Source organism: Elizabethkingia bruuniana (assembly GCF_002024805.1).
In the GTDB taxonomy this organism is placed as follows: domain Bacteria; phylum Bacteroidota; class Bacteroidia; order Flavobacteriales; family Weeksellaceae; genus Elizabethkingia; species Elizabethkingia bruuniana.
Genome location: NZ_CP014337.1, coordinates 1,012,911 through 1,037,106, shown reverse-complemented (window position 1 = coordinate 1,037,106; position 24,196 = coordinate 1,012,911). Strand labels below are relative to the sequence as shown.

Here is a 24,196-nt window from a genome sequence, read left to right as displayed (position 1 = left end):
TTGCAAATATATAAAAGAATACCTGTGTTTATAGCCAAGGGCGTGCCAATTAACTATTTATATCAATAAAAAATCCCGAATCACTGATGATCCGGGATTTTTTTATCCTTAAACAAGGGAATTAACATTCACAAAGAATAATTCCGTTGTCGTTATTAAACTCTATTACTCCGCTTTTGATTTTGTAAGCAAACTCACCTTTGTCAGCACTTACGGTCTCAAAATTCTTAGCATAGTCATCAGAAATTCCAGCTGAGAAAATTCTAACATCACCTTCCTTCAGTGCAGAAACAATTGATGCGTGATTTTTCATGATGTGGAAATCACCACTGATACCAGGTACCAGAACTGAATCTACTTGTCCTTCAAACACTACAGATTCCGGGGTTAATATTTTTATAATCATTTTTAATTGCTTTAGGCTACCAGCTAATAGCTATGGGCTATCAGCAATTAGCAATATTATTTGTTCTCAGCTAACATTTTCTCTCCGGCTTCGATAGCATCTTCGATAGAACCTTTAAGGTTGAAAGCTGCTTCCGGAAGGTGATCTAACTCACCATCGATAATCATGTTAAATCCTTTGATTGTATTTTTGATGTCTACTAATACACCTGGAATACCTGTAAACTGCTCAGCAACGTGGAAAGGCTGAGATAAGAATCTCTGTACTTTTCTTGCACGGTAAACTGCTAATTTATCTTCTTCAGAAAGTTCTTCCATACCAAGGATAGCGATGATATCCTGAAGAGCTTTATATCTCTGAAGAATTTCTTTTACTCTCTGAGCACAGTTATAGTGTTCTTCACCGATAATTTCCGGAGCAAGGATTCTTGAAGTAGATGCCAATGGATCTACCGCCGGATAAATACCTAATGAAGCGATTTTTCTGTCCAATACAGTTGTTGCATCTAAGTGAGCAAATGTTGTAGCCGGAGCCGGGTCAGTTAAGTCATCCGCAGGTACGTAAACCGCCTGTACAGATGTAATAGATCCGTTTTTAGTTGAAGTAATTCTCTCCTGCATCGCACCCATCTCAGAAGCTAGAGTTGGTTGGTAACCTACTGCTGAAGGCATACGACCAAGAAGTGCAGACACCTCAGAACCAGCCTGTGTAAAACGGAAGATGTTGTCTACGAAGAAAAGAACGTCTCTACCTTGTCCGCTTTCACCACCATCACGGTAGTATTCAGCTAAAGTAAGACCAGAAAGGGCTACACGTGCTCTTGCACCTGGTGGCTCGTTCATCTGTCCGAAAACGAAAGCAGCTTTAGATTCTTTCATCAACTCACTGTCAACTTTAGAAAGATCCCATCCACCGTTCTCCATAGAGTGCATGAATTCGTCACCATATTTAATAATACCAGACTCTAACATCTCACGAAGAAGGTCATTCCCTTCTCTTGTTCTTTCACCCACTCCTGCGAATACAGAAAGACCACCGTGTCCTTTAGCGATGTTATTAATCAATTCCTGGATCAATACTGTTTTACCTACACCAGCACCACCGAACAAACCAATTTTACCCCCTTTTGCATAAGGCTCGATAAGGTCGATTACTTTGATACCTGTATATAGTACTTCAGCAGAAGTTGATAACTGATCGAATTTAGGTGCTTCTCTGTGGATTGGCAAACCATTGTCTTTAGATAATTCCTGAAGTCCGTCGATAGCATCTCCTACCACGTTGAATAATCTACCATTTACTTCTTCACCAATAGGCATAGTAATTTGTCTTCCATGTCCTATTACAGATTGTCCTCTTTGAAGTCCGTCTGTTGCATCCATAGCGATACATCTCACTGTATCCTCACCGATGTGTTGTTCAACTTCTAAGATCAGACCTTTCTGGCCTTCTCTGACAACTTCAAGTGCGTCATAAATGTTTGGTAGTTCCTCTACTTCCTGAAATACCACGTCGATTACCGGTCCGATAATCTGTGCAATTTTTCCCTGAATTTGGTTTGCCATTTCTAATTTTTTTCTTGAGTGCAAATATAGTGATATTCCTCATATCTGCATTGTCTGTGAAAAAGATTTTTATCATATTTGTAATGCCTAAAATTTTTCACCTTGAAAATTGTAAAAAATATAGCTGAATATAGCGATGCAATGGGACTTACAATGTCGTTGGGAATGTTCGACGGAGTACATAAAGGCCATCAGGAAATTATAAAAAAACTAAAAAAGCATAGTGAAACCCACCAGCTGGAGAGTGCATTGCTCACTTTTTGGCCGCACCCCCGAAAGGTTTTGCAACCAGAAGTTGAAATAAAATTACTCAATACTCTGGAAGAAAAACTACAGCTTTTAGAACGTTTTGGAATTCAAAAAACATTCCTTCAGGAATTCAATGATGACTTCAGAAATCTTTCCGGAGAGGATTTTGTAAAACAGATTCTGCTGGATAAACTCCACATGAAGCATATTGTGATTGGTTATGATCATCACTTTGGAAAAAATAAAAGCGGAAATTTCGAACTTCTCGAAAAAATGGCTTCTGAAAACAATTTTGTTGTGGAAGAAACCAAAGCTGTTCTTGTGAATGAACTTGCAGTAAGCTCTACAAAAATAAGAAATGCCTTGTCTGAAGGAGATATAATAACAGCTAATGAATTTTTAGGCTACCACTACCCTGTAAGTGGTACAGTCGTAGCAGGTAAAAAAATAGGAAGAACAATTGGCTACCCAACCGCCAATATAGATGTAGATCCTATAAAGCTGCTTCCTAAAAACGGAGCCTATATCGTGGATGTAGAACTTAACAGACAAATGTACAAAGGAATGTTGAGCATAGGTACAAATCCTACAGTAAACGGTACTAAAAAAACAACTGAAGTATATATCTTAGATTTTGATCAGGATATCTATGGAGAAAACATTACCGTATACTTCAGAGATTATCTTCATGATGAAATAAAGTTTGAAAGTCTTGAAAAACTGATCGAAAGACTGGATGAAGATAAACAGCTAACAATAGATTTCTTTAAATAATAAAAAAGCGAAAACCTGGGTTTTCGCTTTTTTATTATTTACATTTTTGCATCCATCAGCTTGCCTGTTTTCACAGATCCTTGTTTCATTTCTATTTTTATAACAAATGCTTTATCCGTCTGGTAATCTTTCGGAAGGATAATATCATAGTATGTGTTCTTATCCAAATCCAATCCCATATCGCTTTGTTTTAGCTCCAGTTTTCTGTTGCCTATAAGCAGTGAAGCAGAAGCCGGAACTTCTGTAACTTTCTTATCTACCGCTAATCTCACAATCTGATTAACAGGTCTGTTAAACACCGTTAAATAGGTATTATTACCCTTCTTTGTAAAATATCCATAGTTGGAAAGAGACATTGGAGAATGTTCTACATTATAAATGGCTTCAGCATTTACTTTTGTCCATTCACCTATCTCTTTCATTATTTTATCCTCTTCGGGGTGAAAGTTCCCGTTACCATCGGGGCCGAAATTAATAACAAAATTACCTCCCATAGAACGTGAACGCATCAGCATTTCGATCAGATCATCCGGTGTTTTGGTATAAATACCGTTCCAGTCTTTCATGTAGCCCCATCCGTTTGGCGGAATGGTCATCACACAATCCCAGTCGTTCCCGTTAAGGGATTCGTAATTTTTTGGAAGCTTGCGTTCCCAACCCTGCTCATAATCACCCAACAAGTCTCCGTTAGTATCGAAGTGTCGTTTTTGATTTTCGTCGTTACGGAATCGGCTACCAATAATAAGTCCCGGATGTTTTTCGCGAAGTTTTTTCTCCAGATTATAGGTAAATTCGTAGGCACTTTTCCATGAAGCATCCCATGTTCCGTCGAACCAAAAGCCTTTAATCTGTGGATAGTTCTTCAGCAACTCCAGTAACTGATTTTCTGTATACTTCAGAAACTTAGAATATTTAGCTTTCTCTTCTGCTGTTTGGGGTGCTTTATAAAGATAATCCGGATTATTCCATTCCAAAATAGAGAAATACAGGAATACATCTATTCCTTCGGCATCATAAGCATCTACAATCTGCTTTACAATATCTTTTTTATAAGGTGTTTTCGTAATATTATAAGCAGAGTACTTTGTAGGCCACAAAGCAAAACCATCGTGATGCTTTGTTGTAAAGATTACATATTTAGCGCCCATGTCTTTAGCCTGTTTCGCCCAGCGTTTGGCATCAAAATCTTTAGGGTTAAACTGTTTATATAGATTATCATAGATATTCTTCCAATCCTTAGGAGCTGTTGGGCCACTCCAGGAACGTATCCATTCGGATGCAGCGGCTCCCCCTCTGGCACTTACACCATTCCACTCGTTACCGGGTATCGCATAAATTCCCCAATGGATGAATTGCCCTAATCCGTATTCTCTGAATTTTTGCATCGCTTCATCTGTCCGGTGAGCGGATGTGATAGGGCCGTATTTCAGCGCTACCCTTTCTTTAGGCTTCTCTTGCTTTTCACCTGTCCATGCCTGAGCCTGCATTATAGCACTCATACAAAGCCCGGTCAGAAGGCTTAAATTAAACATTGATTTTCTCATGGTATTAGTTGGTTGTTAGTTTTTAGTTATTGGTTATTAGTTGATGGTTGATGGTTGTCAGATAATATGTTAGTGTAATAGAGTATATACTAGTCCCAGCTACATTGCTACATTGTTACATTGTTACATTATTACATTGTTATATTGTTACATTATTACATTTATTACATTTATTACATTGCTACATTGTTACATTGTTACATTGTTACATTATCTCACTCCAAAGTCCATGTCATTTCATCGGTTAGTTCTTTTCTTCCGGACTTACCAATCGCTTTAATGGTATTTGTTCCTTTCTGAAGCTGGGCATTTTCTATTACCCAATGTTTAGCATTCACCCCGTTTTTAGCCTGATATTCTTTTCCGTTAACTATAATCTTCACATCTTTTAAATTAGAGAATACCTGAATTTTAGAAACCGGATTTTTACGCATATTATCTCTTCTGTTCGCCAGATAGAGCATTGGTTCCGGATTCCAATTGGCCTTATACCAGTAGAAAGAATCTTTTTTACGTTTGCGGTCAAAGGTAATCAGCCCTTTCAGATTTCGGGCATTTATGCCACCACGATTCCACATCGGAACTGCAAATTCAAACATGTTCCATACATAAGAAGCGGCAATCTGCGGATGCTTTTCTATAATCGCCCATTGCTGAATATGGGTCTCTGTCTGATAATTTTCCGGAAATGATTTCCCGGAAACCACATCTGCAGGTTGTTTTACTTCTTCAGCGCCAATATCCATATTTCCGTCTGCTCCGTATTCGGTAAGGATTACCTTATATTGTGCAAAATTCTTTTCCAGTCCTTGTGCCCAGTTTTCCAGGTCACCAATTTTACCGCCATACCAGCCAAAATAGTGGTTGATTCCCTGAATATCTGTTGTGAGATTTTCCGGCCTGTCTACCTGATTGTAGCCATTTACAGCTCCTGTCATTCGGTATGGATCTATTGTTTTTGCAATATCACTTAGCTGACGAGACAGTACAGGAACCTGTTCGTCTTTGGTCTTGGAATAGACCTCATTGTGTACACCCCATATATAGATAGAAGGATGATTGTAATTTTGCTTAACCAATTCCGTCATTTGCTGTTTCGCATTGTCATTCTCCTGATAAGAAACAGCGTTTACGAATGGAATTTCTGCCCATACCAAAAAACCATATTGATCTGCCAGTTCATACATCTGCGGGGCTTGCTGGTAATGAGCCAAACGAATAGTTGTAACGCCCATTTCCTTCATCAGGTCCATATCTCTTTTATGCTGCTCATAAGACAAGGCCGAACCATATCCCCATTCATCCTGATGGCGGGAAACGCCATGCATTGGGTAATGTTTTCCGTTCAGAAAGAAACCTTTTCCGGGAATTACCTCTACAGTTCTTACACCAAGGTTTTGTTTTAGAACATCTGTATCAGTACCATTAACGATAATTTTGGAAGATACGGTATACAAGTAAGGATCGCGTACACCATCCCAAAGGTGTGGGTTTTTCAAATTAATATCTTGGGTTACATACGTAGTTCCCTGTGGACTTATATTTACAGGACTTTTTACTACTGCTACAGTTTTACCTTCTTTATTGATAACAGAACTTTCCAAAACTGCATTCTGAATCGTTTTTTCAGTGGTCTCCAGTTTTGCCTTTATTTCTATATCTGCACTCTTAGAAGAAACATTTTTCTGACTAACAAATATTCCGGGTGCAGCATAATCTGTTACCACAAAATTGGTTTTATTAGTCGTAATCATACTTACCGGACGATATATACCACCATAAATAGGGAATAAAAACTGATTAACAGGAATTACATCCTTACGAGCCTGATTATTGGCTATTACTGTCAATACATTTTCTTTACCATAGTTTACTGAATTGGTAATTTCATAAGCAAACTGGGAATATCCACCTTTATGCTCTCCAATAAATTTGTTGTTGATATAAAGCTTGGCAACGCTTCCTACTCCTTCAAACTTCAGAAATGTTCTTTTGCTTTTTTGCGCATCGCTTACTGTAAATTTCTTCTGATATAATACATTTCCGGTATAAAAATTATTATCCCGCTGCATATCATCTTTGTTGAAAGTGTGAGGAAGAGTAACGCTTTCCCATAGATCTATATTGGAAGGCTTAAAATCCTGTCCATTATCAAAGTTAAAATTAAAAGTTTCGTTTCTGGGCTGGAAGAATTTCCAGTCCTTATTGAAGTCTTCCGTAACCCTTTGAGCATAAGCTACAGAAGCAGACGAAAGCATTGTAAGCAACAGTGCCTTGTTAAAATGATTCAACATGATGTTTGTTTTGGTTATTAGTTTTCCAAAAGTAGGAATTTTTATCCAGCATTTTCTGCTAATTAATTATATTATAAATATCTATAAAGTTTTAATTAAAAACTGTATGCAAAACATAATTATTGAAATATAAATAATCATAAGACCTCTTTTTTAACAAAATAAAAATCAAAAGCAGAATATAAAAATGATATCCAATCAAATAATGGAAATTTTAATAGCTATATTAATTTATAATAGATAAATTTGCATTAAAGAAAAGAGGAAAATGAATACGAAAGAATTGCAGGAATACCATGATAGATTTGACGTGATCAGATCCATGGATAGTTTTGTTTCAGAGGCCGTTGATGATAAATTAATGGATCCGGATGATTGTTGGCAACCTAATGACTTTTTACCAGATATGGAAAGGGAGGATGCATTGGATGAGATTAAAAAATTACGTGAAAGAGCGGCTAACATTCCCAATACTGTAATCACCTCATTGGTAGGAAATATGATCACTGAAGAGGCATTACCTAGCTACCAGACTTATTTCAGTTTAATTTTCAATGAAGATAAAGAAGTAACTTCCGATAAAGGCTGGGCAAGATGGTCCAGAGCATGGACAGCTGAAGAAAACCGTCACGGTGATCTTCTGAATAAATATTTGTACCTGAGCGGACGTTGCGATATGAAAAAGGTAGAGCAAACAATTCACCGCCTTATCTACAACGGATTCGATCCGGATGCAGAGAAAGATCCATATCAGTCTATTATCTATACATCTTTCCAGGAAAGAGCTACAAAAATCTCTCACGTAAATACAGGAAAGCTGGCTGATAAGGCCGGAGATAGTGTTCTGTCTAAAATCTGTAAGCAAATTGCAGGTGATGAAGCAAGACATGAAAATGCCTATAAGTCTTTTATGACAGAAATCTTCAAGAAAGATCCTAATGGAGCTATTGCCGCTTTTGAAAGAATGATGCGTAAGCAAATCTCTATGCCTGCTATGCTAATGGATGATCAGGCTTCAAAGAGCAATATATTTATTGATTTCTCGGCTATTACTCAGCAAATTGGTGTATATACTACATGGGATTATGCGGCTATTATAGACCACCTTGTTAAGTACTGGAAAATTGAAACTTTAACCGGTTTACAGGATGGATTTACAAAGGCTCAGGATTATCTGTGTCGTTTGTCTGATCGTTATAAAAAGATCGCTGAAAGAATGAAAGTTCCGGAGGAAATAAACTTACATTGGCTAAGTAACCCTAAATTCTCGTTCTAAAAACAATACAGAAATACAAAATGCAGCTCTAAGGGCTGCATTTTTCATTTTAATAACAGAAAAACAGCAGACTCAATTGAGTCTGCTGTTTTTTTATTCTTTAAAAGTCTTGTTTTTATTATTTCAGATATTTTACAATAGCCTCGTCTGTAGGTTTTACCTTACTCGGGAATGAGTTGATTAATTTCCCTTTATCATCCAGTAAAAACTTTGTGAAGTTCCATGCAATATCAGTGTCTTTCACTCCATTCAATTTCTTTTCTGTAAGGAATTTAAATATTGGTGCAATATCTTCTCCTTTTACAGAAACTTTAGCAGCCATCGGGAAAGACACACCATAATTAGCCTCACAGAAGCTATGGATATCTTCATTGGTTCCTGGTTCCTGTTGCCCAAAATTATTTGCCGGGAAACCAACAATAACCAATTTATCTTTATAATCCTGGTAGATTTTCTCCAGGTCTGCATACTGAGGTGTGAAACCACATTTAGAAGCAGTGTTTACCACAAGAATCTTTTTCCCTTTGAATTTAGAGAAATCAATTTCGTCACCCGTAAGTCCTTCCACTTTATAGCTATAGATAGTCTTGCTTTGTGCTGCAATAAAAAGAACTCCTGCCACAGACAATGCAAATAATAAGAACTTTTTCATCTGTAATATTTTTTTTAAAATTTGGTCGGATGAGACCCGCATGATAGTCTTCATCCTTGAAATTATTACGAATCATGCTCGTTTTATAATATTTATATTTTATTAGAATTTAAAAGTATTATTTGGGAATACTTTATTCACTTCTATTTTGCTAAACAAAAGTACATAATCTCCTTCTTTTTTCTGAGATGAAGATTCAATTCTGAATGGCATTAACAGATTCCCTACTTTACGGTAATCATAATAAGTAAGAATATCTGTCTTGTTAATCTCTCTTACCAGCATATACGTATTGGCATCGAAGTAATAAACAGTTTTATTTACATTCTTTACCAATTCTACTTTAAAGCAATCTACATTACCTATTTTTTCTTTGCCCAGATAATTTGCTACAAATCCTTTAGAATCATAATCTATAAAGTCTGTATCGAAACTTTCTGCAACATAATCTTTTACTTCTACCAGCTTATTCGTTGCAAAATTCATAGAATAACCTTTCTCTCCGTCAAAACCTTCAATCGCATACTCTTTTCCTTTAATGGTAAAGCTTGTTTTTTTCAGATTAGGTCTTTGCTGGAATATTTTCACAGGATATTCTTCACTAACACCCAAAACTACTTTCCCCTGTAACATTATAGAGTTAAGTAATTTCCACTGTGTTAATCCTCCTGTACTCTGAATGTTTTTTTCAATAATTTGCTCCGCTGTCTGGGAGAAAAACATTTGGCAGACACCAACAAGTACAACTAAAATAAGTTTCTTCATAAATATTTTTAAAGTTAATATTTCCGGAGATTAGCCTTTATTGGCTATAATCTCCTTAGCCTTTTTCAGATCATCCGGAGTATCGATACCTACGCCGATAAAATCGGTTTCGAGAAGTTTTATCTTCATCCCGTATTCCAGATATCTGATACATTCAATTTTTTCAGCTATTTCCAAAGGCTTTTGCTGAAGTCTGGCAAAGTTAAGTAATGCCTGTTTTCTAAAAGCATAAACGCCAATATGTTTAAAATATTCTACCTGAAAAGATTCTTCTCTTGGATAAGGAATTACAGAACGGCTAAAATAAAGTGCAAAACCATTGTTGTCGGTAATTACTTTTACATTATTAGGATTCTGTACTTCTTCAAAATGATGAAGTTTTATTTTCAACGAAGCTAATGAAATTTCTGCATTAGGATCGTTTTCGAATACTTTTATAAGTTGGCCAAGAGGTTCTTTTTTCAGAAAAGGTTCATCCCCCTGAACGTTAATCACAATATCGCAATCGATATTCTGAACCGCCTCTGCTATCCTGTCACTTCCCGTTTCATGTTCACCCGTCATTACAGCCTTGCCTCCGTTTCTTGTTACTTCTTCAAAAATAATCTCCGAATCTGTAGCCACAAAAACGTCATCAAACAAACCTGTTTCTTCAACATTTTTATAGGTTGTAGAGATTACAGTTTTATCTTCCAGAATTTCCATTAGTTTTCCCGGAAATCTGGTAGAATTATAACGTGCAGGAATAACTGCGATTACTTTCATTTTCTATTAATAATTTAATAATGACCAATATAACGGTGTAACAATCGAGCAATACAATTAACCTCTTCTACATTGGTATATTGCTACATTGATACACTGTTACATTAATATATTGTTATGCTAATTTAGCAAGTGCTTGCTCCAGTTTTGGTAGCATGGTTTTAATTTCATCAACCGATAAGCCTCCTACCGATGCACGGAACCATGGCTCAGTTACTTCACAGCCGAAAGCAGAGAATGGCACTAATGCAACGCCACCTTTCTGAATCAAATAGAATACTAAATCTGAAGAGTTTTCTATTTTCGTTCCGTCTGGTTTCGTTTTACCAATAAAGTCAAGTTTAATTGTAAGATATAAAGCACCCATAGGCTGAATACTCTCTACTGCCAATCCTTTATTTTTAATCTCCTGAATTCCTCCATGCAAAACTTTCAAGCTTGCCTGTAATTTATCTTTGAAATCCGTAACAAAATGATCTACATTTTCCTGGTTTTCATAGAACTTAGCTGTAGCCTCCTGCTCTGGCTTTGGAGCCCATGCCCCAACGTGCGTTAGCAAAGCTGCCATTTTGCCCATAATAAGGCTTGGCCCGAACCCCCAACCTACACGTACTCCCGTTGCAGCAAGACATTTAGAAATACCATCAATATAGATTGTATATTCTTTCATTTCCGGGAATAAAGATACCGGATTGAAATGTTCTGCCTCAAAAGTAAGATTAGAATAAATCTGATCGTACATCAGATATAAAGGTTTCTCGTCTGCACCACGCTTTTTATTTTCCTCCAATACCATTTCACAGATTTCAGAAAGCTGATCTTTGGTAAACATTGTCCCTGTAGGATTAAGTGGAGAACATAAAGCTAATAAAACTGCACCTGATAAGTGTGGTCTTAAATCATCTGCTGTAGGCAGGAAATTGTTTTCCTGAGTCGTTTTTACTTCTACTGCATTAGCTGAAGTAAGATATGCATAATGATTGTTATTCCAAGATGGTGTAGGATATATTACTTTATCACCTTCGTCTACAATGGTTTTATAAACTGCATAAATCAAAGGACGTGACCCTGCAGTAATTAAAATATCACCTGCCGCATAATCTAATCCCCATCTTGATTTAAGATCTTTTGAAACAGCAGTTCTTAGTCCTAATAATCCGTTTGCTGGCGGATAATTGGTAAGATTATTCTGATAAGCTTTCTGAATTTCGTCTTTTAATCCCGCAGGGATTGGATAAATATTGGAGTTTAAATCCCCAATAGTAAGGTTAGCGATTTCGGCTCCTTTAGCTTTCATATCGTTAACTTCGTTTCCTATTTTTACAATTTCTGAGCCTATAAGGTTTGCGGCTAGTTTAGATACTTTCATATTTTTGATGGACAGTTATAGATTAACGGTCTTTTATTTGGTTGATTATAAATTCAGGTCTGTTTTAATCTGCTGGATTTTAGCTTCCAGAGAAACTAATTTATCTTTAAAATCTTGTTCCGAAGCGATCTGTTCTTTCACAGAAACGTAGAATTTAATCTTTGGCTCTGTTCCGGAAGGACGAATACATACTTTTGTTCCGTCTTCTGTATAATAGATTAATACGTTAGATTTCGGAATATCATTCATTACAGATTTCTCATTCGTAGAAATTAGCAAACTTGTCTGCTCTTGGAAATCTTTTACTTCAGCTACAGGTGATTCTGCTAAAGTTTTTGGCGGAGACTGACGGAAATCCGTCATCATCTGCTTAATCTGCTCTGCACCATCTTTTCCTTTTTTCGTAATGTTTACCAATCCTTCATAGTACATTCCAAGATCTTTGTAGATATCGATAAGGTACTCATATACTGTTTTACCATTGGCCTTGCACCATGCAGCAATTTCACAAGCTAAAAGAATACTTCCACAAGAGTCTTTATCACGAACAAAATCTCCGGTCATAAATCCAAAGCTCTCTTCACCACCGCAGATAAACTTCTCCTGTCCTTCAAAATCGCGGATCATTTTACCAATCCACTTGAAGCCGGTTAGTCCAACCTTACAGTCAACTCCAAATTTCTTTGCAATATCATAGAAAATATCTGACGTTACAATAGTAGAACCAATGAATTCTTTCCCGGTAATTCTACCTTGTTTTTTCCACTGATCTAAAATATAATAAGTAAGGAATGTATTGGTCTGGTTACCGTTTAACAACTGCATTTCTCCATCCAGATTTCTTACAGCAATTCCTAATCTGTCACCATCCGGGTCTGTTCCTATTACAATGTCGGCATTGGTAACCTTAGCCAGATCCATTGCCATAGAAAGCGCAGCTGGTTCTTCAGGATTTGGAGATTCTACTGTCGGGAAATTCCCACTTGGGATCATTTGTTCCGTAACCAGGTCTACTCTTGTAAAACCTGCTTTTGCTAAAGCCTTAGGAATAGTTGTATAGGTCGTTCCGTGGATAGAAGTGAAAACAATATTCAACAAATCTCTACCAACATTCTGATATAAAGAATTTTCGATACATGCATCGATGTATACATCGTCCTGATCTGCTCCTATCCACTCGATTAGATCATCGTTTCCGTTGAATTTAATCTCGTTAAACTGAGTTTTTTCTACTTCAGAAATAATTCCGTTATCATTTGGCGGAACTACCTGTGCTCCGTCATTCCAGTATACTTTATAACCATTATATTCCGGTGGGTTATGCGACGCTGTAAGTACAATACCAGCATTACATTTTTTATCTCTTACAGTAAAAGACAATTCCGGAGTTGGTCTGTGTTCTTCAAATAGTAAAACTTTAATACCATTTGCTGTTAAAACATCTGTAACTAACTTTCCGAATTCCGGAGAGTTGTGGCGAACATCATAAGCGATAGCAACTTTAATTTGGCTCGCCTCCGTCTTCGCCGAATCTGCAGTTTCTTCACCTGGAAATTGTTGATGAAGGTAGTTTGCTAATCCCTGTGTAGCCTGCCCTAATGTATATTTATTCAGACGGTTGGTGCCAACGCCCATGATTCCGCGCATACCTCCTGTTCCGAATTCCAGATTTTTATAAAAAGCATCCTCCAGTTCAGCTGGATTATTATCTATTAATGCCTGGACTTCTTTTTTCGTTTCATCATCGAAACCTTCTCCTAGCCACAATTTTGCTTTATCTAATGACGTCATATATTAAGGTTTTTGTTTTTGCTCTAATTTAGCTTTATCTGTTACTTTTATTTTCTTCTGCGGATTACCATAGTATACTAATTCTGCAGTATTTCCCAAGCTTCCGTTTAGTTCGTCATCCACTGAAAATTCTGAATAATTTCCATTTTTAGAGGTTATATTCAGATTGTTAATATACCAGTAAGGAGAAATAATACTTGCTGTGTCACTAATCGCAACATTTGCATCCAACGTTCTGCCTAAAAGATTTGCTTTTGCTTTGTTTGTCATAGTTATATCTGCTTTATTAGCTAAAACAGAGCCCATGAATTTAGCATTGTCTTTAATCTTCAGTTTAAATGCCGGTACCGACATCTGGCTGGAAATCGTAATATCTGTTGAATCTGCCATTGTTATACTTTCCAAGTTATTTTTAGAGTATAACATAATATTGTACATATCCACACCTTCTGTCTTGCTTTTCTCTGAAATATAAAGCGTTTTATCTTTTACTTCAATTTTAAGATTATCAAAGACATTAGGATAGGTCTCCACAGAAACCATGTTTTTAGGATTCTGTACATAGAAAATTTTAAATTTCCCACTGACATCCAATTTATTAAAATCCTGAATATTCACATCTTTTGTTGTGATCTCTCCCTTTGGTTTCACTTTGGAACAGGAAACCAAACCGATGACAAGAAATATATAAAGTAATTTTTTCATCCGTTTAAAAATTAAAGTTTGAATTTAGCTATTTTTAATTAAATTATCTCTTCAATATGATAATTTTTGCGCTCACGATTTGTTCTGATCAACATCTCACCAAGGAATCCGGCAATAAATAGCTGAGTACCAAGAATCATCATTGTTAATGCGATATAGAACCAAGGATTATCTGCAATCAGATGTCCGTACATTCCTCTTGCAACATCTATTAGCTTAGAAATCCCCAGCCATAAGGCTGAAAGAAAACCTATAATAAACATTACAGTACCTGCGGCACCAAAGAAATGCATCGGGCGCCCGCCAAATCGGCTTACGAACCATAGAGTTATCAGATCTAAAAACCCTCTGATAAAACGGTTTGCTCCAAATTTGGAAGTACCATAAGGACGAGCCTGGTGTTTTACTTCTTTTTCAGTGATATTTTTAAATCCTGCATGAGCCGCCAATACCGGAATATAACGGTGCATATCACCGTATACATCTACAGTTTTAACAACTTGCTTTTTGTAAGCCTTCAATCCGCAGTTGAAATCGTGTAAGAAAACACCCGAAACTTTCCTTGCCGAAGCATTGAATAATTTGGACGGGATATTCTTGGTCATTACATTATCAAAACGTTTCTTTTTCCAGCCACTTACAATATCGTAATTCCCTTCTCTTAATTTTTCTACCAGTCCTGGTATTTCTTCCGGGAAGTCCTGAAGGTCGGCATCCATAGTAATTACAACTTCGCCTTTTGCCTTCTCAAAAGCAGCATGCAAAGCCTGAGATTTACCATAATTACGGGTAAATCTTATAGCATGTACCTGCGGATGTGATGCAGAAAGTAGTTGTATAACGCCCCATGAATTGTCGGTAGAACCATCATCCACAAACCATACTTCATAAGAGAAATCATTCTCATTACATACATTGTCTATTCTGGAAAAAAGCTCTTCAAGAGATTGTTCTTCATTAAGAAGCGGGATAATAATAGAAAGATCCATTCAGTATTTTTAATTTTATTCGTAGCGTTTTTTGTTCTTCAAAAACGCTGCTATTACGATTGACAAAAGTAGATAAAATAACATAAAGCCTCCAAAAACGGCAGAAAGAAAACTAAATGAAAAATAATTTCTATTTTCCTTTATTGCAGCTTCTCTTGCAAGCTTTGCATCGTTATAATTTTTGTCTAATTCACCCAATTTGCTCTGATCTTTAAGATGTACTGCTTCAGACTTTTGCTTGGTATAAGCTTCATCCAGATTGGTTAATTCGGTCTGAATATACTGATGGTTTAGTAAATCTCTGGCATCAGTATCTACATAATTAAGAAAAGCAAAAATGGACATTACAGAAAGGAATCCTCCTATAAATAATGTTACAAAAGCTTGCTTAAAAGCCTGTGGATAAGTTATTTTCCCAGCTCCTCTATACCAATATACAGAGAGAAATCCTCCAACTGCATACAAAAAAGGCATTCCAAATGCATTTACCTTCATAGAGGTACTATAATAACTGGCATTTGCAAAAAAATAGTACACTACAAAGAACGCCAACATGGTAATTCCGAACAACACTAACCCGATAGCTACAGGATTTTTCGTCATATTTTTAATAATAATAGATGTTGGAAGTCCGATTTTAGAAAAAAAATAATAAAAATATTAATTTATAAATCAGCTATTTACCCCATTTTACGGGGATCATTACACTTTTTTTCTTGGATCTTTCTTCCGGATTCGTAAATAATTTCTATATTTGCACTGGCAAGTCCTACACAACCAGCTCCTGAGAATCCTCCAGGGTGGGAACACAGCAAAGGTAATTGGTCGTAGCGGTGTGATGTAGGTAGCTTGCCATTTTTTATTTCTTAAAATTCAAATTCCTCACCCAGTTTCGGTAAAACCAACTCCACATTTTTCTCTTCAAAATGCTTCATTGCACTGTCGTGATTAATTGTAATTGGAGGAAAAGTATCGAAATGACATCCAATTACTTTTGGAGATTTTAATAATTCGCCTGCAGCAAATGCAGCTTTTCTTGGACACATTGTATAGTGACTTCCTACTGGCAGAATAGATAATTCGATTTTACCAAAAAGTCTTGGGAATAGTTCCATATCAGCCATTACTCCAGTATCACCTGCTAAGTACATATTTCTTCCTTCAGGAAGTCTGAAGATATAACCTACTGGTACACCACCGTAAGTACCATCCGGAAAAGAACTGGTATGATGTGCTGGCACCATGGAGATCTTAAGACCTTCAACTTTTGCAGATCCTCCCAGATTAATATCACATGTGTTTTTCGCGTTTTTAAAATAACCGCATACTTCTGGCACCCCAATAATAGTTGCTTCCGGATAATGAGCTAATACCTCTTCAACATCCGCAATATGATCGCCATGTGCATGCGTTAACAAAATATAGTCAATTTTGTGTTCCTTAATATCAAATCCGGATTGTTCTTTCTGATAATTGTAGAAAGGATCCGAAAGGATATTTTTTCCTTTGTAAGTGAACAAAAAACAGTTTTGTCCTAAAAAAGTGAATTTCATAATACTTTATATTATTTTTGACATTACCGGAAGAAACCTTCCTTCTATTTTAGTAGGTTTATTTTCTACTGTTTTAAAACCAAATTTTTGATAAAATTCTTCAGCATACGGATCTGCATCCAATATAATTTTATCAGCAAGCAATATTACCTGACTAAAAAAATGGTTTATTAATAATTTCCCATAGCCATATCCAATATATTCAGGCTTTACAAACAGAAAATCTAATCGGATAAAATTTTCATCTTCTCTGTAAAAAGAATAAAATCCAATGATATTGTCTGGTTCATTCTCAATTTGCCATACCTCGTTGGCAGCTATGTATTCTTCTGTTAATGTTAAATCTTTATCCCACAAGTTCATCCATTCATCAGAATAGCCCCAAAACCTTTTAGACTTTTTGGCTATTTCTGATAATTCTGAATGATATTTAGGTTCAGATTTTTTAATTAACATGAGATTTTATTTAATCAGGTTCAAACCTATCCCTGTAAGCAGGCTCATTGCAAAACACATAATAGCAACTTGCTTTAGGTAAGGATCCAGATTTCTTGGTTCCTTAGTTTCCATTATTCTTCTTCGTAAAGCCATTAAAGGCAGGAAAAGAATAATAAATATATAGGCATAATAACTTCTGATTTCATACACCATCATATAGGTCAAAATCAGAATAAGAGGTAATTGTAGCAAGATGATCTCGTAGATCATAGCTTTTTTAAAGCCCATTTTTAATGCAAGAGTATGTTTACCACTCTCTGCGTCACTTTCTATATCCCGCATATTATTCAGGTTAAGAACAGCTACACTAAACAGTCCTACAGCTGTTGCCGGTAAGATCATCTGCCAGTCGAATGTTTTAGTAAACAGATAGTAAGACCCCATTACAGACACAAGTCCAAAAAATATAAATACAAATACATCTCCGAGTCCCATGTAACCATAAGGTCTTTTTCCTACTGTATAGCCAATCGCTGCAAAAATACAGGCAATCCCTAAACCTATAAACACATAAAATGCCTGAATGTGTCCCGGAAAGAATGCTTTATATAATAATAAAACTGTAAAAGCCAATGACAATACAGAAAATAGAATGACTGCATTACGCATTTGTTTTGCTGTAATCTTTCCTGAGGCTACGGCTCTGGCTTCTGCCTCTCCGGCTCTTTTTTTGTCTGTACCTTTTACACCATCTCCATAATCGTTAGCATAATTAGATAACACCTGATACAAAAGCGTCACCACTAAAGCCAGTACAAAAACCCATACATCCCAGCTTTCTCCTACAGAATTAAGCTTCCATTTTGCAATAAGGGAGCCTAAAATAATACCACTAAGGGAAAGTGGTAATGTTCGCAGACGAGCTGCTTTTATCCATTCAATCATAATATTTTAGATATTAGAGGTAGAGGTTAGAATCTGGTTATTTAAATCCAATTTCTAACCTCCAACTTCTTATTTAAGAGATCCATTGATCTTCTCCAAAGTCTGGTTTTCTTTTTTCAAGGAAGGCATTTCTTCCTTCTTTAGCTTCATCTGTCATGTAAGCCAAACGAGTAGCCTCACCTGCAAAAACTTGCTGTCCAACCATACCATCATCAGTAAGGTTCATTGCGAATTTCAGCATACGGATAGAAGTTGGTGATTTCGCTAAAATCTCCTGTGCCCATTCATAAGCAGTATCTTCTAACTCGGCATGAGGAACAACTTTATTTACCATTCCCATTTCAAAAGCTTCCTGTGCAGAGTAATTTCTCCCTAAGAAGAATATTTCACGAGCCTTTTTCTGCCCAACCATTTTAGCCAGATATGCAGAACCATAACCACCATCAAAGCTGGTAACATCAGCATCTGTTTGTTTGAAAATCGCATGTTCTTCACTTGCTAAAGTAAGATCACATACAACGTGTAGTGAGTGTCCTCCACCTACAGCCCATCCCGGAACAACCGCAATAACAACTTTAGGCATAAAACGGATTAAACGTTGTACTTCCAGAATATTCAAACGGTGTCTTCCGTCTTCTCCAACATAACCTTGGTGGCCCCGTGCCTTTTGATCTCCACCGCTACAGAAAGCCCATCCACCATCTTTTGGACTCGGTCCTTCGCCAGATAGTAAAACTACCCCAATTGATGGATCTTCATATGCATCGTAAAAAGCATCATATAATTCTGAAGTTGTCTTTGGTCTGAAAGCGTTGCGGATTTCTGGCCTGTTGAAAGCAATCCTTGCTACACCATTACATTTTTTATAAGTAATATCTTCGTATTCTTTTGCGGTTTTCCACTCGATCATAGTCTGAAAAATTTTCCTCAAAGATACGGTTAAATTAGGAATTTTAAGAGCTGAACATCCACAATGATTTACTGTAATTTATAAAATTAATGTATTTTTGGAGATCCTTTTTCAAAACACAATTTATGAAGAAAACCTTGAGTTTTTTAATTACCGGATTTAGTCTGTTTAGCTTTGCACAACAAATAATTTCCCCTGAAGCTGTTACCGGAATATGGAAACTTAAAGAAGCTGGGTTTTACGAAAATAATAAAAAAGTAAAAAAGGATTTTGATGCGTGCCGCCTGCAAAGGCATTACATCATAAAAGCTGATGGAACCGCAATTTATAATTACTACGAAGGCTCTGTTCAGAACTGTTACAAAAGCGATCCCAGAGAAACATACTGGAAAATTACCGATGGCAAACTAGTTTTCTTTATCGGAAATGAAATATATCAGGAGGAAAAAATAACCAACTTTAACACACAAAAAATGGTTTTCAACTCTATTCCGATGGATGCCGCTAATGAAAAAGATCAGGTTGTTGCAAAGATACTGCAAACAGTACACTATGAAAATTTGGAGAAAATAACAGAAGAGCAGCTGCAACAACAGCTACTCCACTGATTTTCTTTCTATTTTGTAAATTTTATACAAACCGGCATACTGAGTTTAATATCCTGATTTGTATTATTCAGTAAACCTGTTTTAGCATCGATTTTAAAAACCTGAATCTGATCGCTATCTCTGTTAGCTACCAATAACAATTTACCATTGGGGGTGATTGCAAAATTACGCGGATGAATACCCGTTGGTTGATACCCTGCTTTTGTAAGCTTTCCGTTTTTCTGATCAATTGAAAAAACAGCTATTCCATCACCTTTCAGCCTATTGGAAGCATACAGGTATTTTCCGTTCGGGCTGATATGAATATCAGCACTACCTTTTGCATTTAATGAATCGGCTTTTACCGTTTGGAATTCTTCCAGCGTACCATTTTTATAATTAAAAGCAATAACATCTCCAGAAATTTCAGTAATCAGATACGCATATTTTCCATTGGGATGAAAAGCTAAATGTCGCGGACCAGAGCCATCTTTTACTTTAACCGAAGACGAATTATCAGATGCCAAAAGCTTTGAAGCATCTTTATTCACTTGGTATTTATAGATTTTATCCGTACCAAGATCATCAGCAAACATATATTTCCCTTCCGGTGAAAACTCTACATAATGAAGATGAGGCTGCGTCTGGCGTTCTTTATCGGTTCCGTTTCCGGAAAACACTATATTCTGAGAAGCATCGCCTAAGCTTCCGTTATTATTAATCGTATATTCCGTAATACTTCCGCCCATATAGTTAGCTGTTACAATATGCTTACCATCCGGTGATATATTAATATGGCAAGGCGCTCCGCCACCAGCGGGCTTACTATTGATAAAGCTAAGTTTACCTGTTTTTTTATCAAAAGAGAATGCATTGACCTTAGAATTCTGCTGATCTTCTTTTTCGGTAACGGTATATACATAATTACCGTTTTTACTAATTGCCAGATAAGAAGGATCTTCTACTGCAACTTCACTTACATATTTGGAAGCTCCTGTTTCCGTATTTAGCTTATAGACATAAACACCTTTACTTCCCTTTGCTGTATATGTCCCAGCCAACATATACATTTCACTATCAGATTTTGTTTTCTGGGCATTACAATTACTCCATATTACAACAGTAGAAGTAAGTACCAATAAACTTTTATAAATCATATTCATTTTCAAAAAATATTTACTGAATTTTCATTTTCAGGATCTTGTTATTTCCTGCAAGAACTACATTCTCTTTATCCAGCCACTGACAAACATACAGATTTTTTTCTTCAGAAATAACTTTCCAGGTCTTTCCATAATCAGCAGAATAGCTAATATGCTGATCTCCCACTGCTATAATTTCTTTACCTCCCGATCCCGGCTTAATTCTAACACATGTCATATAACCTCCGTTTTTACCAGAAGCTTGTATTTCCCAGGTTTTTCCACCATCGGTTGTAGTAGCTATATTGTTTTGATTTTCTTTCTGTGCAGTATAATCTCCACCAACAGCAATTCCAAATTTATCTCCGTAAAAATCTACAGAATACATTCCCTGAGACGATTTCCCCTGTACAAAAGGTGTATTAAAGATTTCCCATTTCTGAGTTTTAAGATTTTGTCTCAAAATTCTGGAAGACATTCCCCCGGTTGCTATCCATAAATAATTTTTAGAAGATGCTATATTGGTATTGCTTGCCGCAAATGCTGCTTCACCTTTATTCAACTGAATTTTATAATCAGGTATACTCCATACTCCTTTTCTATCCATCTGTGCCAGTTTCAGTTTCAGACTCTCGTCAGGATCACTAAATGTATAAGCCGTTCCGCCTTCTGTAAAATGCAGCGCATCGTAAAATGCTGTTGGAGCATTATCCTGGAAAACATTTTCTATCTTCAGGTTTTTCTTTTCTATTCTGAAGAAATTAGCAGGACTTTCAATATTAATAGCATAAAAATATTTTTTATCCTGTGCTAATGTGCGAAACTGGAGATTTTTATCGGAAATCCTGATCTGCTTTTTGTCCAGTGTATCGTTTACGTTTACAAAACCAAACTTAGATTCTGTACCGGAATACCATACTTTTCCGTGCGATATCTCCAAAGCTCGTATACTAATCTTATCTTTAAGTAAAGTCTTGAATTCAACCTGCTGGGAAAACCCCATAAAAGAGACTGATAATAGTCCCAAAGACAATATTTTTCTCATAATAATTCAATAAAAAACCCGCCGGAGCGGGTTACGTTAATTAGTCTTCCGTTATTTTATCCGGATTATTTAGTTTACTGTTTCTTCTGCCGTAGAATATATAGACAAATATTCCTAGTAACAACCAGCCTGCTGAAAGTTCCAGCGCATGTGCACTAAGGTTAAAGATTAGGTAAATATTAATAAAAACTCCTAATGCTACAACAAGTTTGTAAGCAGGAACTCTGAAAGGTCTGTTAAGGTTTGGTTCTCTTTTTCTCATTACCCATACTGCGATACAAACCAATGTAAATGCGAATAAGGTTCCGAAACTTGTCATATCCGCTAAGGTAGAAATTGGTGTAAGTGCAGCAACTAAGGCAACTACCAATCCTAATATAATAATTCCTTTGTATGGTGTTCTGGTTTTTGGGTGAAGTTCTCCAAAGAATTTAGGAATCAACCCATCTTTCGACATACCGATAAAAATACGAGACTGCCCCATCATCATTACCATTACTACAGAAATCAATCCTACAGTAGCCGCAATAGTTACAATGTTACTAGCCCAGTGTTTCCCGGCAATTTCGAATGCATAAGCTACAGGTGCCTTAATCGCATCCGGGAATTTCCCGGCAGGATTAAAGTCTGAATAATGCATCATACCAGTTAATACTAAAGATACACAGATGTATAAACCTGTACAGATTAGTAATGATGTGATAATTGCAAAAGGAACATCTTTTTTAGGATTAATCGCTTCACCAGCCTGAGTAGAAACGGCATCGAAACCGATATAAGCAAAGAATATTGCTGCGGCTCCTGAAATAATACCTTTAATGCCATAGGCGGATACCATCTTGTCTTCCGGATTCTTAATCATAGTCTCTGCCGGAATAAAAGGTTTCCAGTTTTTAACACCATCTACAGCTGTGTATAGATCGGTATTAGAAAAGATAATATATGCACCTGAAATAATTACGAAAATTACAGCTGCTGTTTTTAACAATACAATCAGGTTATTTGCTCCTGCAGCTTCTTTAGTTCCTTTTACTAATAATGCTGTAAGTAATAATACCAAGACAAATGCAGGTAAATTCATAGAAAAGCCTTCCCCTGTGTAACTGGCTGGATCCGTGGTAAGATATGCCGGCAGATGTACACCAAAAATTTTCAAAAATTTAGTAAAATAACCGGACCAGCTTACTGCCACCGCCATACTGGCCATGGCATACTCCAGAATGAGACACCAACCCATTGCCCATGCAAAAATTTCACCTACAGTTCCGTAAGCATACGCATATGCAGATCCTTCAACCGGAATAATAGCTGCAAATTCTGCATAACATAATGCAGCAAATACGCAGGCTATCCCTGCGATAATAAAGGATATTGCCAGTGCAGGTCCCGCGTGATAATACGCTCCGGTTCCTGTAAGAACAAAGATTCCGCCGCCAATAATAGCGCCAACTCCTATTGCTGTTAAGCTCCATTTTCCAAGGACTTTTTTCAATCCACTTTTCTTCATGTCTGCCTCGTAGGCACTAAGCGGCTTCTTTGCCCAAATACTCGCCATATATTTTTTCAGTTTTTCTTTTAGATTTACGAAAGTAGAAATTTTTTACAATATGTTAACATTTTTTTAGCAACAAAAACTCATTGTTTTTGCCTTTCCCCTTCTACATAAGACTAAAATGTAAATTTTTATTTTTCGGATACTCCTATTAAATATAGTCCGGAAAGCTCTACCTTTGGGCATTATGGACATTCTTAATTATCTTATAGCACCCTATCTCAGCTATTCGTGGCAACAAATATTACTGGAGTTTATTGCTGCAATATTTGGCCTGCTAAGTGTTTATTTTTCGGCAAAGAAAAACATCTGGGTCTATCCTACTGGTATTATCAGTACAACAATATATGTGTATATACTCTACCATTTCGGACTATGGGGAGATATGCTCATCAATTTTTATTATACCAGCATGAGTATTTATGGATGGATTAAGTGGGCTAAGAGTTCGGAGGATCATATTCATGTTGAAGTTTCCCATGCTACAAAAAGAGAATGGAAAATCTGTGCGGTTCTTTTTGTCCTTAGTATAGCACTTGTAACACTTGTGTACTACTATAAACCATACATTAACAATGGTTTTTCAATGATTGGCATCATTTTGGATTTAAGTCATTTAGACTGGGCTAATTATATGGATATTCTGACAACTTCTATATTTTTAGCAGGAATGTGGCTAATGGCGGAGAAGAAAGTAGAGAGCTGGTGGTTCTGGATTATAGGAGATTTGATTTGCATTCCTATGATGATTTACAAAGAACTTGGTATAACAGCAGTACAATACATTGTCTTTACTATAATTTCCATTCAGGGTTACATCGACTGGACAAAAAGTATTAAAGAGAAGAAGAAAAATAAATCAAACCAATTATATTAAACA

General features: G+C 36.4%; 23 protein-coding genes and 1 other RNA gene. 5 read left to right on the top strand and 19 right to left on the bottom strand.

The window, feature by feature from the left end; all coding sequences use genetic code 11:
• Window positions 1-121: 121 nt before the first annotated feature.
• Complete coding sequence (locus tag AYC65_RS04955; protein WP_034870240.1) at window positions 122-406, bottom strand: F0F1 ATP synthase subunit delta/epsilon; 285 nt, start codon at window positions 404-406, stop codon at window positions 122-124.
• A 56-nt stretch (window positions 407-462) separates the two neighbouring features.
• Window positions 463-1,971, bottom strand: a complete 1,509-nt coding sequence (gene atpD / locus AYC65_RS04950) for a F0F1 ATP synthase subunit beta (protein ID WP_034870239.1) — start codon at window positions 1,969-1,971, stop codon at window positions 463-465.
• A gap of 102 nt (window positions 1,972-2,073) precedes the next feature.
• On the opposite strand from atpD, the gene AYC65_RS04945 reads away from it, so the two are divergent.
• On the top strand, window positions 2,074-2,994 hold the full coding sequence (locus tag AYC65_RS04945; protein WP_034870238.1) for a bifunctional riboflavin kinase/FAD synthetase: 921 nt from the start codon (window positions 2,074-2,076) through the stop codon (window positions 2,992-2,994).
• Between the two features lie 38 nt (window positions 2,995-3,032).
• Here AYC65_RS04945 and AYC65_RS04940 read toward each other — a convergent pair whose 3' ends face one another.
• Together AYC65_RS04940 and AYC65_RS04935 are read right to left on the bottom strand one after the other, a co-directional pair.
• Complete coding sequence (locus AYC65_RS04940) at window positions 3,033-4,538, bottom strand: alpha-L-fucosidase (RefSeq protein ID WP_034871231.1); 1,506 nt, start codon at window positions 4,536-4,538, stop codon at window positions 3,033-3,035.
• A gap of 215 nt (window positions 4,539-4,753) precedes the next feature.
• On the bottom strand, window positions 4,754-6,832 hold the full coding sequence (locus AYC65_RS04935; protein WP_034871230.1) for a glycoside hydrolase family 2 protein: 2,079 nt from the start codon (window positions 6,830-6,832) through the stop codon (window positions 4,754-4,756).
• Window positions 6,833-7,100: 268 nt separating this feature from the next.
• Here AYC65_RS04935 and AYC65_RS04930 point away from each other — a divergent pair, with 268 nt between their 5' ends.
• A complete protein-coding gene (locus AYC65_RS04930; RefSeq protein WP_045178950.1) occupies window positions 7,101-8,108 on the top strand; it encodes an acyl-ACP desaturase in 1,008 nt (335 codons plus the stop codon).
• A 118-nt stretch (window positions 8,109-8,226) separates the two neighbouring features.
• Here AYC65_RS04930 and AYC65_RS04925 read toward each other — a convergent pair whose 3' ends face one another.
• From AYC65_RS04925 to AYC65_RS04890, 8 genes are all read right to left on the bottom strand, one after another.
• Window positions 8,227-8,760, bottom strand: coding sequence for a glutathione peroxidase (locus AYC65_RS04925; RefSeq protein ID WP_034871229.1), 534 nt, complete (start codon window positions 8,758-8,760; stop codon window positions 8,227-8,229).
• A 102-nt stretch (window positions 8,761-8,862) separates the two neighbouring features.
• A complete protein-coding gene (locus tag AYC65_RS04920) occupies window positions 8,863-9,525 on the bottom strand; it encodes a hypothetical protein (RefSeq protein WP_034871228.1) in 663 nt (220 codons plus the stop codon).
• Between the two features lie 30 nt (window positions 9,526-9,555).
• A complete protein-coding gene (kdsB, locus tag AYC65_RS04915; protein WP_034871227.1) occupies window positions 9,556-10,290 on the bottom strand; it encodes a 3-deoxy-manno-octulosonate cytidylyltransferase in 735 nt (244 codons plus the stop codon).
• Between the two features lie 115 nt (window positions 10,291-10,405).
• Entirely contained in the window at window positions 10,406-11,659 is a 1,254-nt protein-coding gene (locus AYC65_RS04910) for a pyridoxal phosphate-dependent aminotransferase (protein WP_034871226.1), read from the bottom strand.
• 45 nt (window positions 11,660-11,704) lie between these two features.
• Window positions 11,705-13,450: a phospho-sugar mutase gene (locus AYC65_RS04905; protein WP_034871225.1), complete on the bottom strand. Its 1,746-nt coding sequence runs from the start codon at window positions 13,448-13,450 to the stop codon at window positions 11,705-11,707.
• Between the two features lie 3 nt (window positions 13,451-13,453).
• A complete protein-coding gene (locus tag AYC65_RS04900) occupies window positions 13,454-14,155 on the bottom strand; it encodes a GIN domain-containing protein (RefSeq protein WP_034871224.1) in 702 nt (233 codons plus the stop codon).
• A gap of 38 nt (window positions 14,156-14,193) precedes the next feature.
• Window positions 14,194-15,144: a glycosyltransferase family 2 protein gene (locus AYC65_RS04895; protein ID WP_034871223.1), complete on the bottom strand. Its 951-nt coding sequence runs from the start codon at window positions 15,142-15,144 to the stop codon at window positions 14,194-14,196.
• Between the two features lie 15 nt (window positions 15,145-15,159).
• The gene (locus AYC65_RS04890) at window positions 15,160-15,747 is read right to left on the bottom strand and encodes a DUF4199 domain-containing protein (protein WP_034871222.1); all 588 of its coding nucleotides are present in this window, start codon (window positions 15,745-15,747) and stop codon (window positions 15,160-15,162) included.
• Between the two features lie 157 nt (window positions 15,748-15,904).
• Here AYC65_RS04890 and ffs point away from each other — a divergent pair.
• Window positions 15,905-16,002: signal recognition particle sRNA small type (gene ffs / locus AYC65_RS04885), an RNA gene on the top strand.
• An 8-nt stretch (window positions 16,003-16,010) separates the two neighbouring features.
• Here the strand turns inward: ffs and AYC65_RS04880 are convergent.
• The 4 genes from AYC65_RS04880 to AYC65_RS04865 form a co-directional block, all read right to left on the bottom strand.
• Window positions 16,011-16,697, bottom strand: coding sequence for a metal-dependent hydrolase (locus AYC65_RS04880; protein WP_034871221.1), 687 nt, complete (start codon window positions 16,695-16,697; stop codon window positions 16,011-16,013).
• Window positions 16,698-16,703: 6 nt separating this feature from the next.
• Window positions 16,704-17,153, bottom strand: coding sequence for a GNAT family N-acetyltransferase (locus AYC65_RS04875; RefSeq protein ID WP_034871220.1), 450 nt, complete (start codon window positions 17,151-17,153; stop codon window positions 16,704-16,706).
• 6 nt (window positions 17,154-17,159) lie between these two features.
• Complete coding sequence (menA, locus tag AYC65_RS04870) at window positions 17,160-18,080, bottom strand: 1,4-dihydroxy-2-naphthoate octaprenyltransferase (protein WP_034871219.1); 921 nt, start codon at window positions 18,078-18,080, stop codon at window positions 17,160-17,162.
• 73 nt (window positions 18,081-18,153) lie between these two features.
• Complete coding sequence (locus AYC65_RS04865) at window positions 18,154-18,990, bottom strand: 1,4-dihydroxy-2-naphthoyl-CoA synthase (RefSeq protein ID WP_016198645.1); 837 nt, start codon at window positions 18,988-18,990, stop codon at window positions 18,154-18,156.
• 125 nt (window positions 18,991-19,115) lie between these two features.
• Between AYC65_RS04865 and AYC65_RS04860 the strand changes: the two genes are divergently transcribed.
• Window positions 19,116-19,598, top strand: a complete 483-nt coding sequence (locus tag AYC65_RS04860) for a lipocalin-like domain-containing protein (protein WP_034871233.1) — start codon at window positions 19,116-19,118, stop codon at window positions 19,596-19,598.
• An 8-nt stretch (window positions 19,599-19,606) separates the two neighbouring features.
• Here the strand turns inward: AYC65_RS04860 and AYC65_RS04855 are convergent, their stop codons facing one another.
• From AYC65_RS04855 to AYC65_RS04845, 3 genes are read right to left on the bottom strand one after another with little or no spacing between them, the layout of a single operon-like run.
• Window positions 19,607-20,740, bottom strand: a complete 1,134-nt coding sequence (locus AYC65_RS04855; RefSeq protein ID WP_034871218.1) for a lactonase family protein — start codon at window positions 20,738-20,740, stop codon at window positions 19,607-19,609.
• Window positions 20,741-20,753: 13 nt separating this feature from the next.
• Window positions 20,754-21,764 carry a WD40/YVTN/BNR-like repeat-containing protein gene (locus tag AYC65_RS04850; RefSeq protein ID WP_034871217.1) on the bottom strand — a complete coding sequence of 337 codons (1,011 nt, stop codon included), beginning with the start codon at window positions 21,762-21,764 and terminating at the stop codon, window positions 20,754-20,756.
• A 40-nt stretch (window positions 21,765-21,804) separates the two neighbouring features.
• Complete coding sequence (locus tag AYC65_RS04845; RefSeq protein ID WP_034871216.1) at window positions 21,805-23,319, bottom strand: amino acid permease; 1,515 nt, start codon at window positions 23,317-23,319, stop codon at window positions 21,805-21,807.
• A 184-nt stretch (window positions 23,320-23,503) separates the two neighbouring features.
• Here AYC65_RS04845 and pnuC point away from each other — a divergent pair, with 184 nt between their 5' ends.
• A complete protein-coding gene (pnuC, locus tag AYC65_RS04840; RefSeq protein WP_034871215.1) occupies window positions 23,504-24,193 on the top strand; it encodes a nicotinamide riboside transporter PnuC in 690 nt (229 codons plus the stop codon).
• Window positions 24,194-24,196: the final 3 nt, after the last annotated feature.

Coding starts and splice junctions, on each gene's coding strand:
- AYC65_RS04955 (WP_034870240.1), bottom strand. CDS start 406: ATGATTATAAAAATATTAACCCCGGAATCTGTAGTGTTTGAAGGACAA.
- atpD (WP_034870239.1), bottom strand. CDS start 1,971: ATGGCAAACCAAATTCAGGGAAAAATTGCACAGATTATCGGACCGGTA.
- AYC65_RS04940 (WP_034871231.1), bottom strand. CDS start 4,538: ATGAGAAAATCAATGTTTAATTTAAGCCTTCTGACCGGGCTTTGTATG.
- AYC65_RS04935 (WP_034871230.1), bottom strand. CDS start 6,832: ATGTTGAATCATTTTAACAAGGCACTGTTGCTTACAATGCTTTCGTCT.
- AYC65_RS04930 (WP_045178950.1), top strand. CDS start 7,101: ATGAATACGAAAGAATTGCAGGAATACCATGATAGATTTGACGTGATC.
- AYC65_RS04925 (WP_034871229.1), bottom strand. CDS start 8,760: ATGAAAAAGTTCTTATTATTTGCATTGTCTGTGGCAGGAGTTCTTTTT.
- AYC65_RS04920 (WP_034871228.1), bottom strand. CDS start 9,525: ATGAAGAAACTTATTTTAGTTGTACTTGTTGGTGTCTGCCAAATGTTT.
- kdsB (WP_034871227.1), bottom strand. CDS start 10,290: ATGAAAGTAATCGCAGTTATTCCTGCACGTTATAATTCTACCAGATTT.
- AYC65_RS04910 (WP_034871226.1), bottom strand. CDS start 11,659: ATGAAAGTATCTAAACTAGCCGCAAACCTTATAGGCTCAGAAATTGTA.
- AYC65_RS04905 (WP_034871225.1), bottom strand. CDS start 13,450: ATGACGTCATTAGATAAAGCAAAATTGTGGCTAGGAGAAGGTTTCGAT.
- AYC65_RS04900 (WP_034871224.1), bottom strand. CDS start 14,155: ATGAAAAAATTACTTTATATATTTCTTGTCATCGGTTTGGTTTCCTGT.
- AYC65_RS04895 (WP_034871223.1), bottom strand. CDS start 15,144: ATGGATCTTTCTATTATTATCCCGCTTCTTAATGAAGAACAATCTCTT.
- AYC65_RS04890 (WP_034871222.1), bottom strand. CDS start 15,747: ATGACGAAAAATCCTGTAGCTATCGGGTTAGTGTTGTTCGGAATTACC.
- AYC65_RS04880 (WP_034871221.1), bottom strand. CDS start 16,697: ATGAAATTCACTTTTTTAGGACAAAACTGTTTTTTGTTCACTTACAAA.
- AYC65_RS04875 (WP_034871220.1), bottom strand. CDS start 17,153: ATGTTAATTAAAAAATCTGAACCTAAATATCATTCAGAATTATCAGAA.
- menA (WP_034871219.1), bottom strand. CDS start 18,080: ATGATTGAATGGATAAAAGCAGCTCGTCTGCGAACATTACCACTTTCC.
- AYC65_RS04865 (WP_016198645.1), bottom strand. CDS start 18,990: ATGATCGAGTGGAAAACCGCAAAAGAATACGAAGATATTACTTATAAA.
- AYC65_RS04860 (WP_034871233.1), top strand. CDS start 19,116: ATGAAGAAAACCTTGAGTTTTTTAATTACCGGATTTAGTCTGTTTAGC.
- AYC65_RS04855 (WP_034871218.1), bottom strand. CDS start 20,740: ATGAATATGATTTATAAAAGTTTATTGGTACTTACTTCTACTGTTGTA.
- AYC65_RS04850 (WP_034871217.1), bottom strand. CDS start 21,764: ATGAGAAAAATATTGTCTTTGGGACTATTATCAGTCTCTTTTATGGGG.
- AYC65_RS04845 (WP_034871216.1), bottom strand. CDS start 23,319: ATGGCGAGTATTTGGGCAAAGAAGCCGCTTAGTGCCTACGAGGCAGAC.
- pnuC (WP_034871215.1), top strand. CDS start 23,504: ATGGACATTCTTAATTATCTTATAGCACCCTATCTCAGCTATTCGTGG.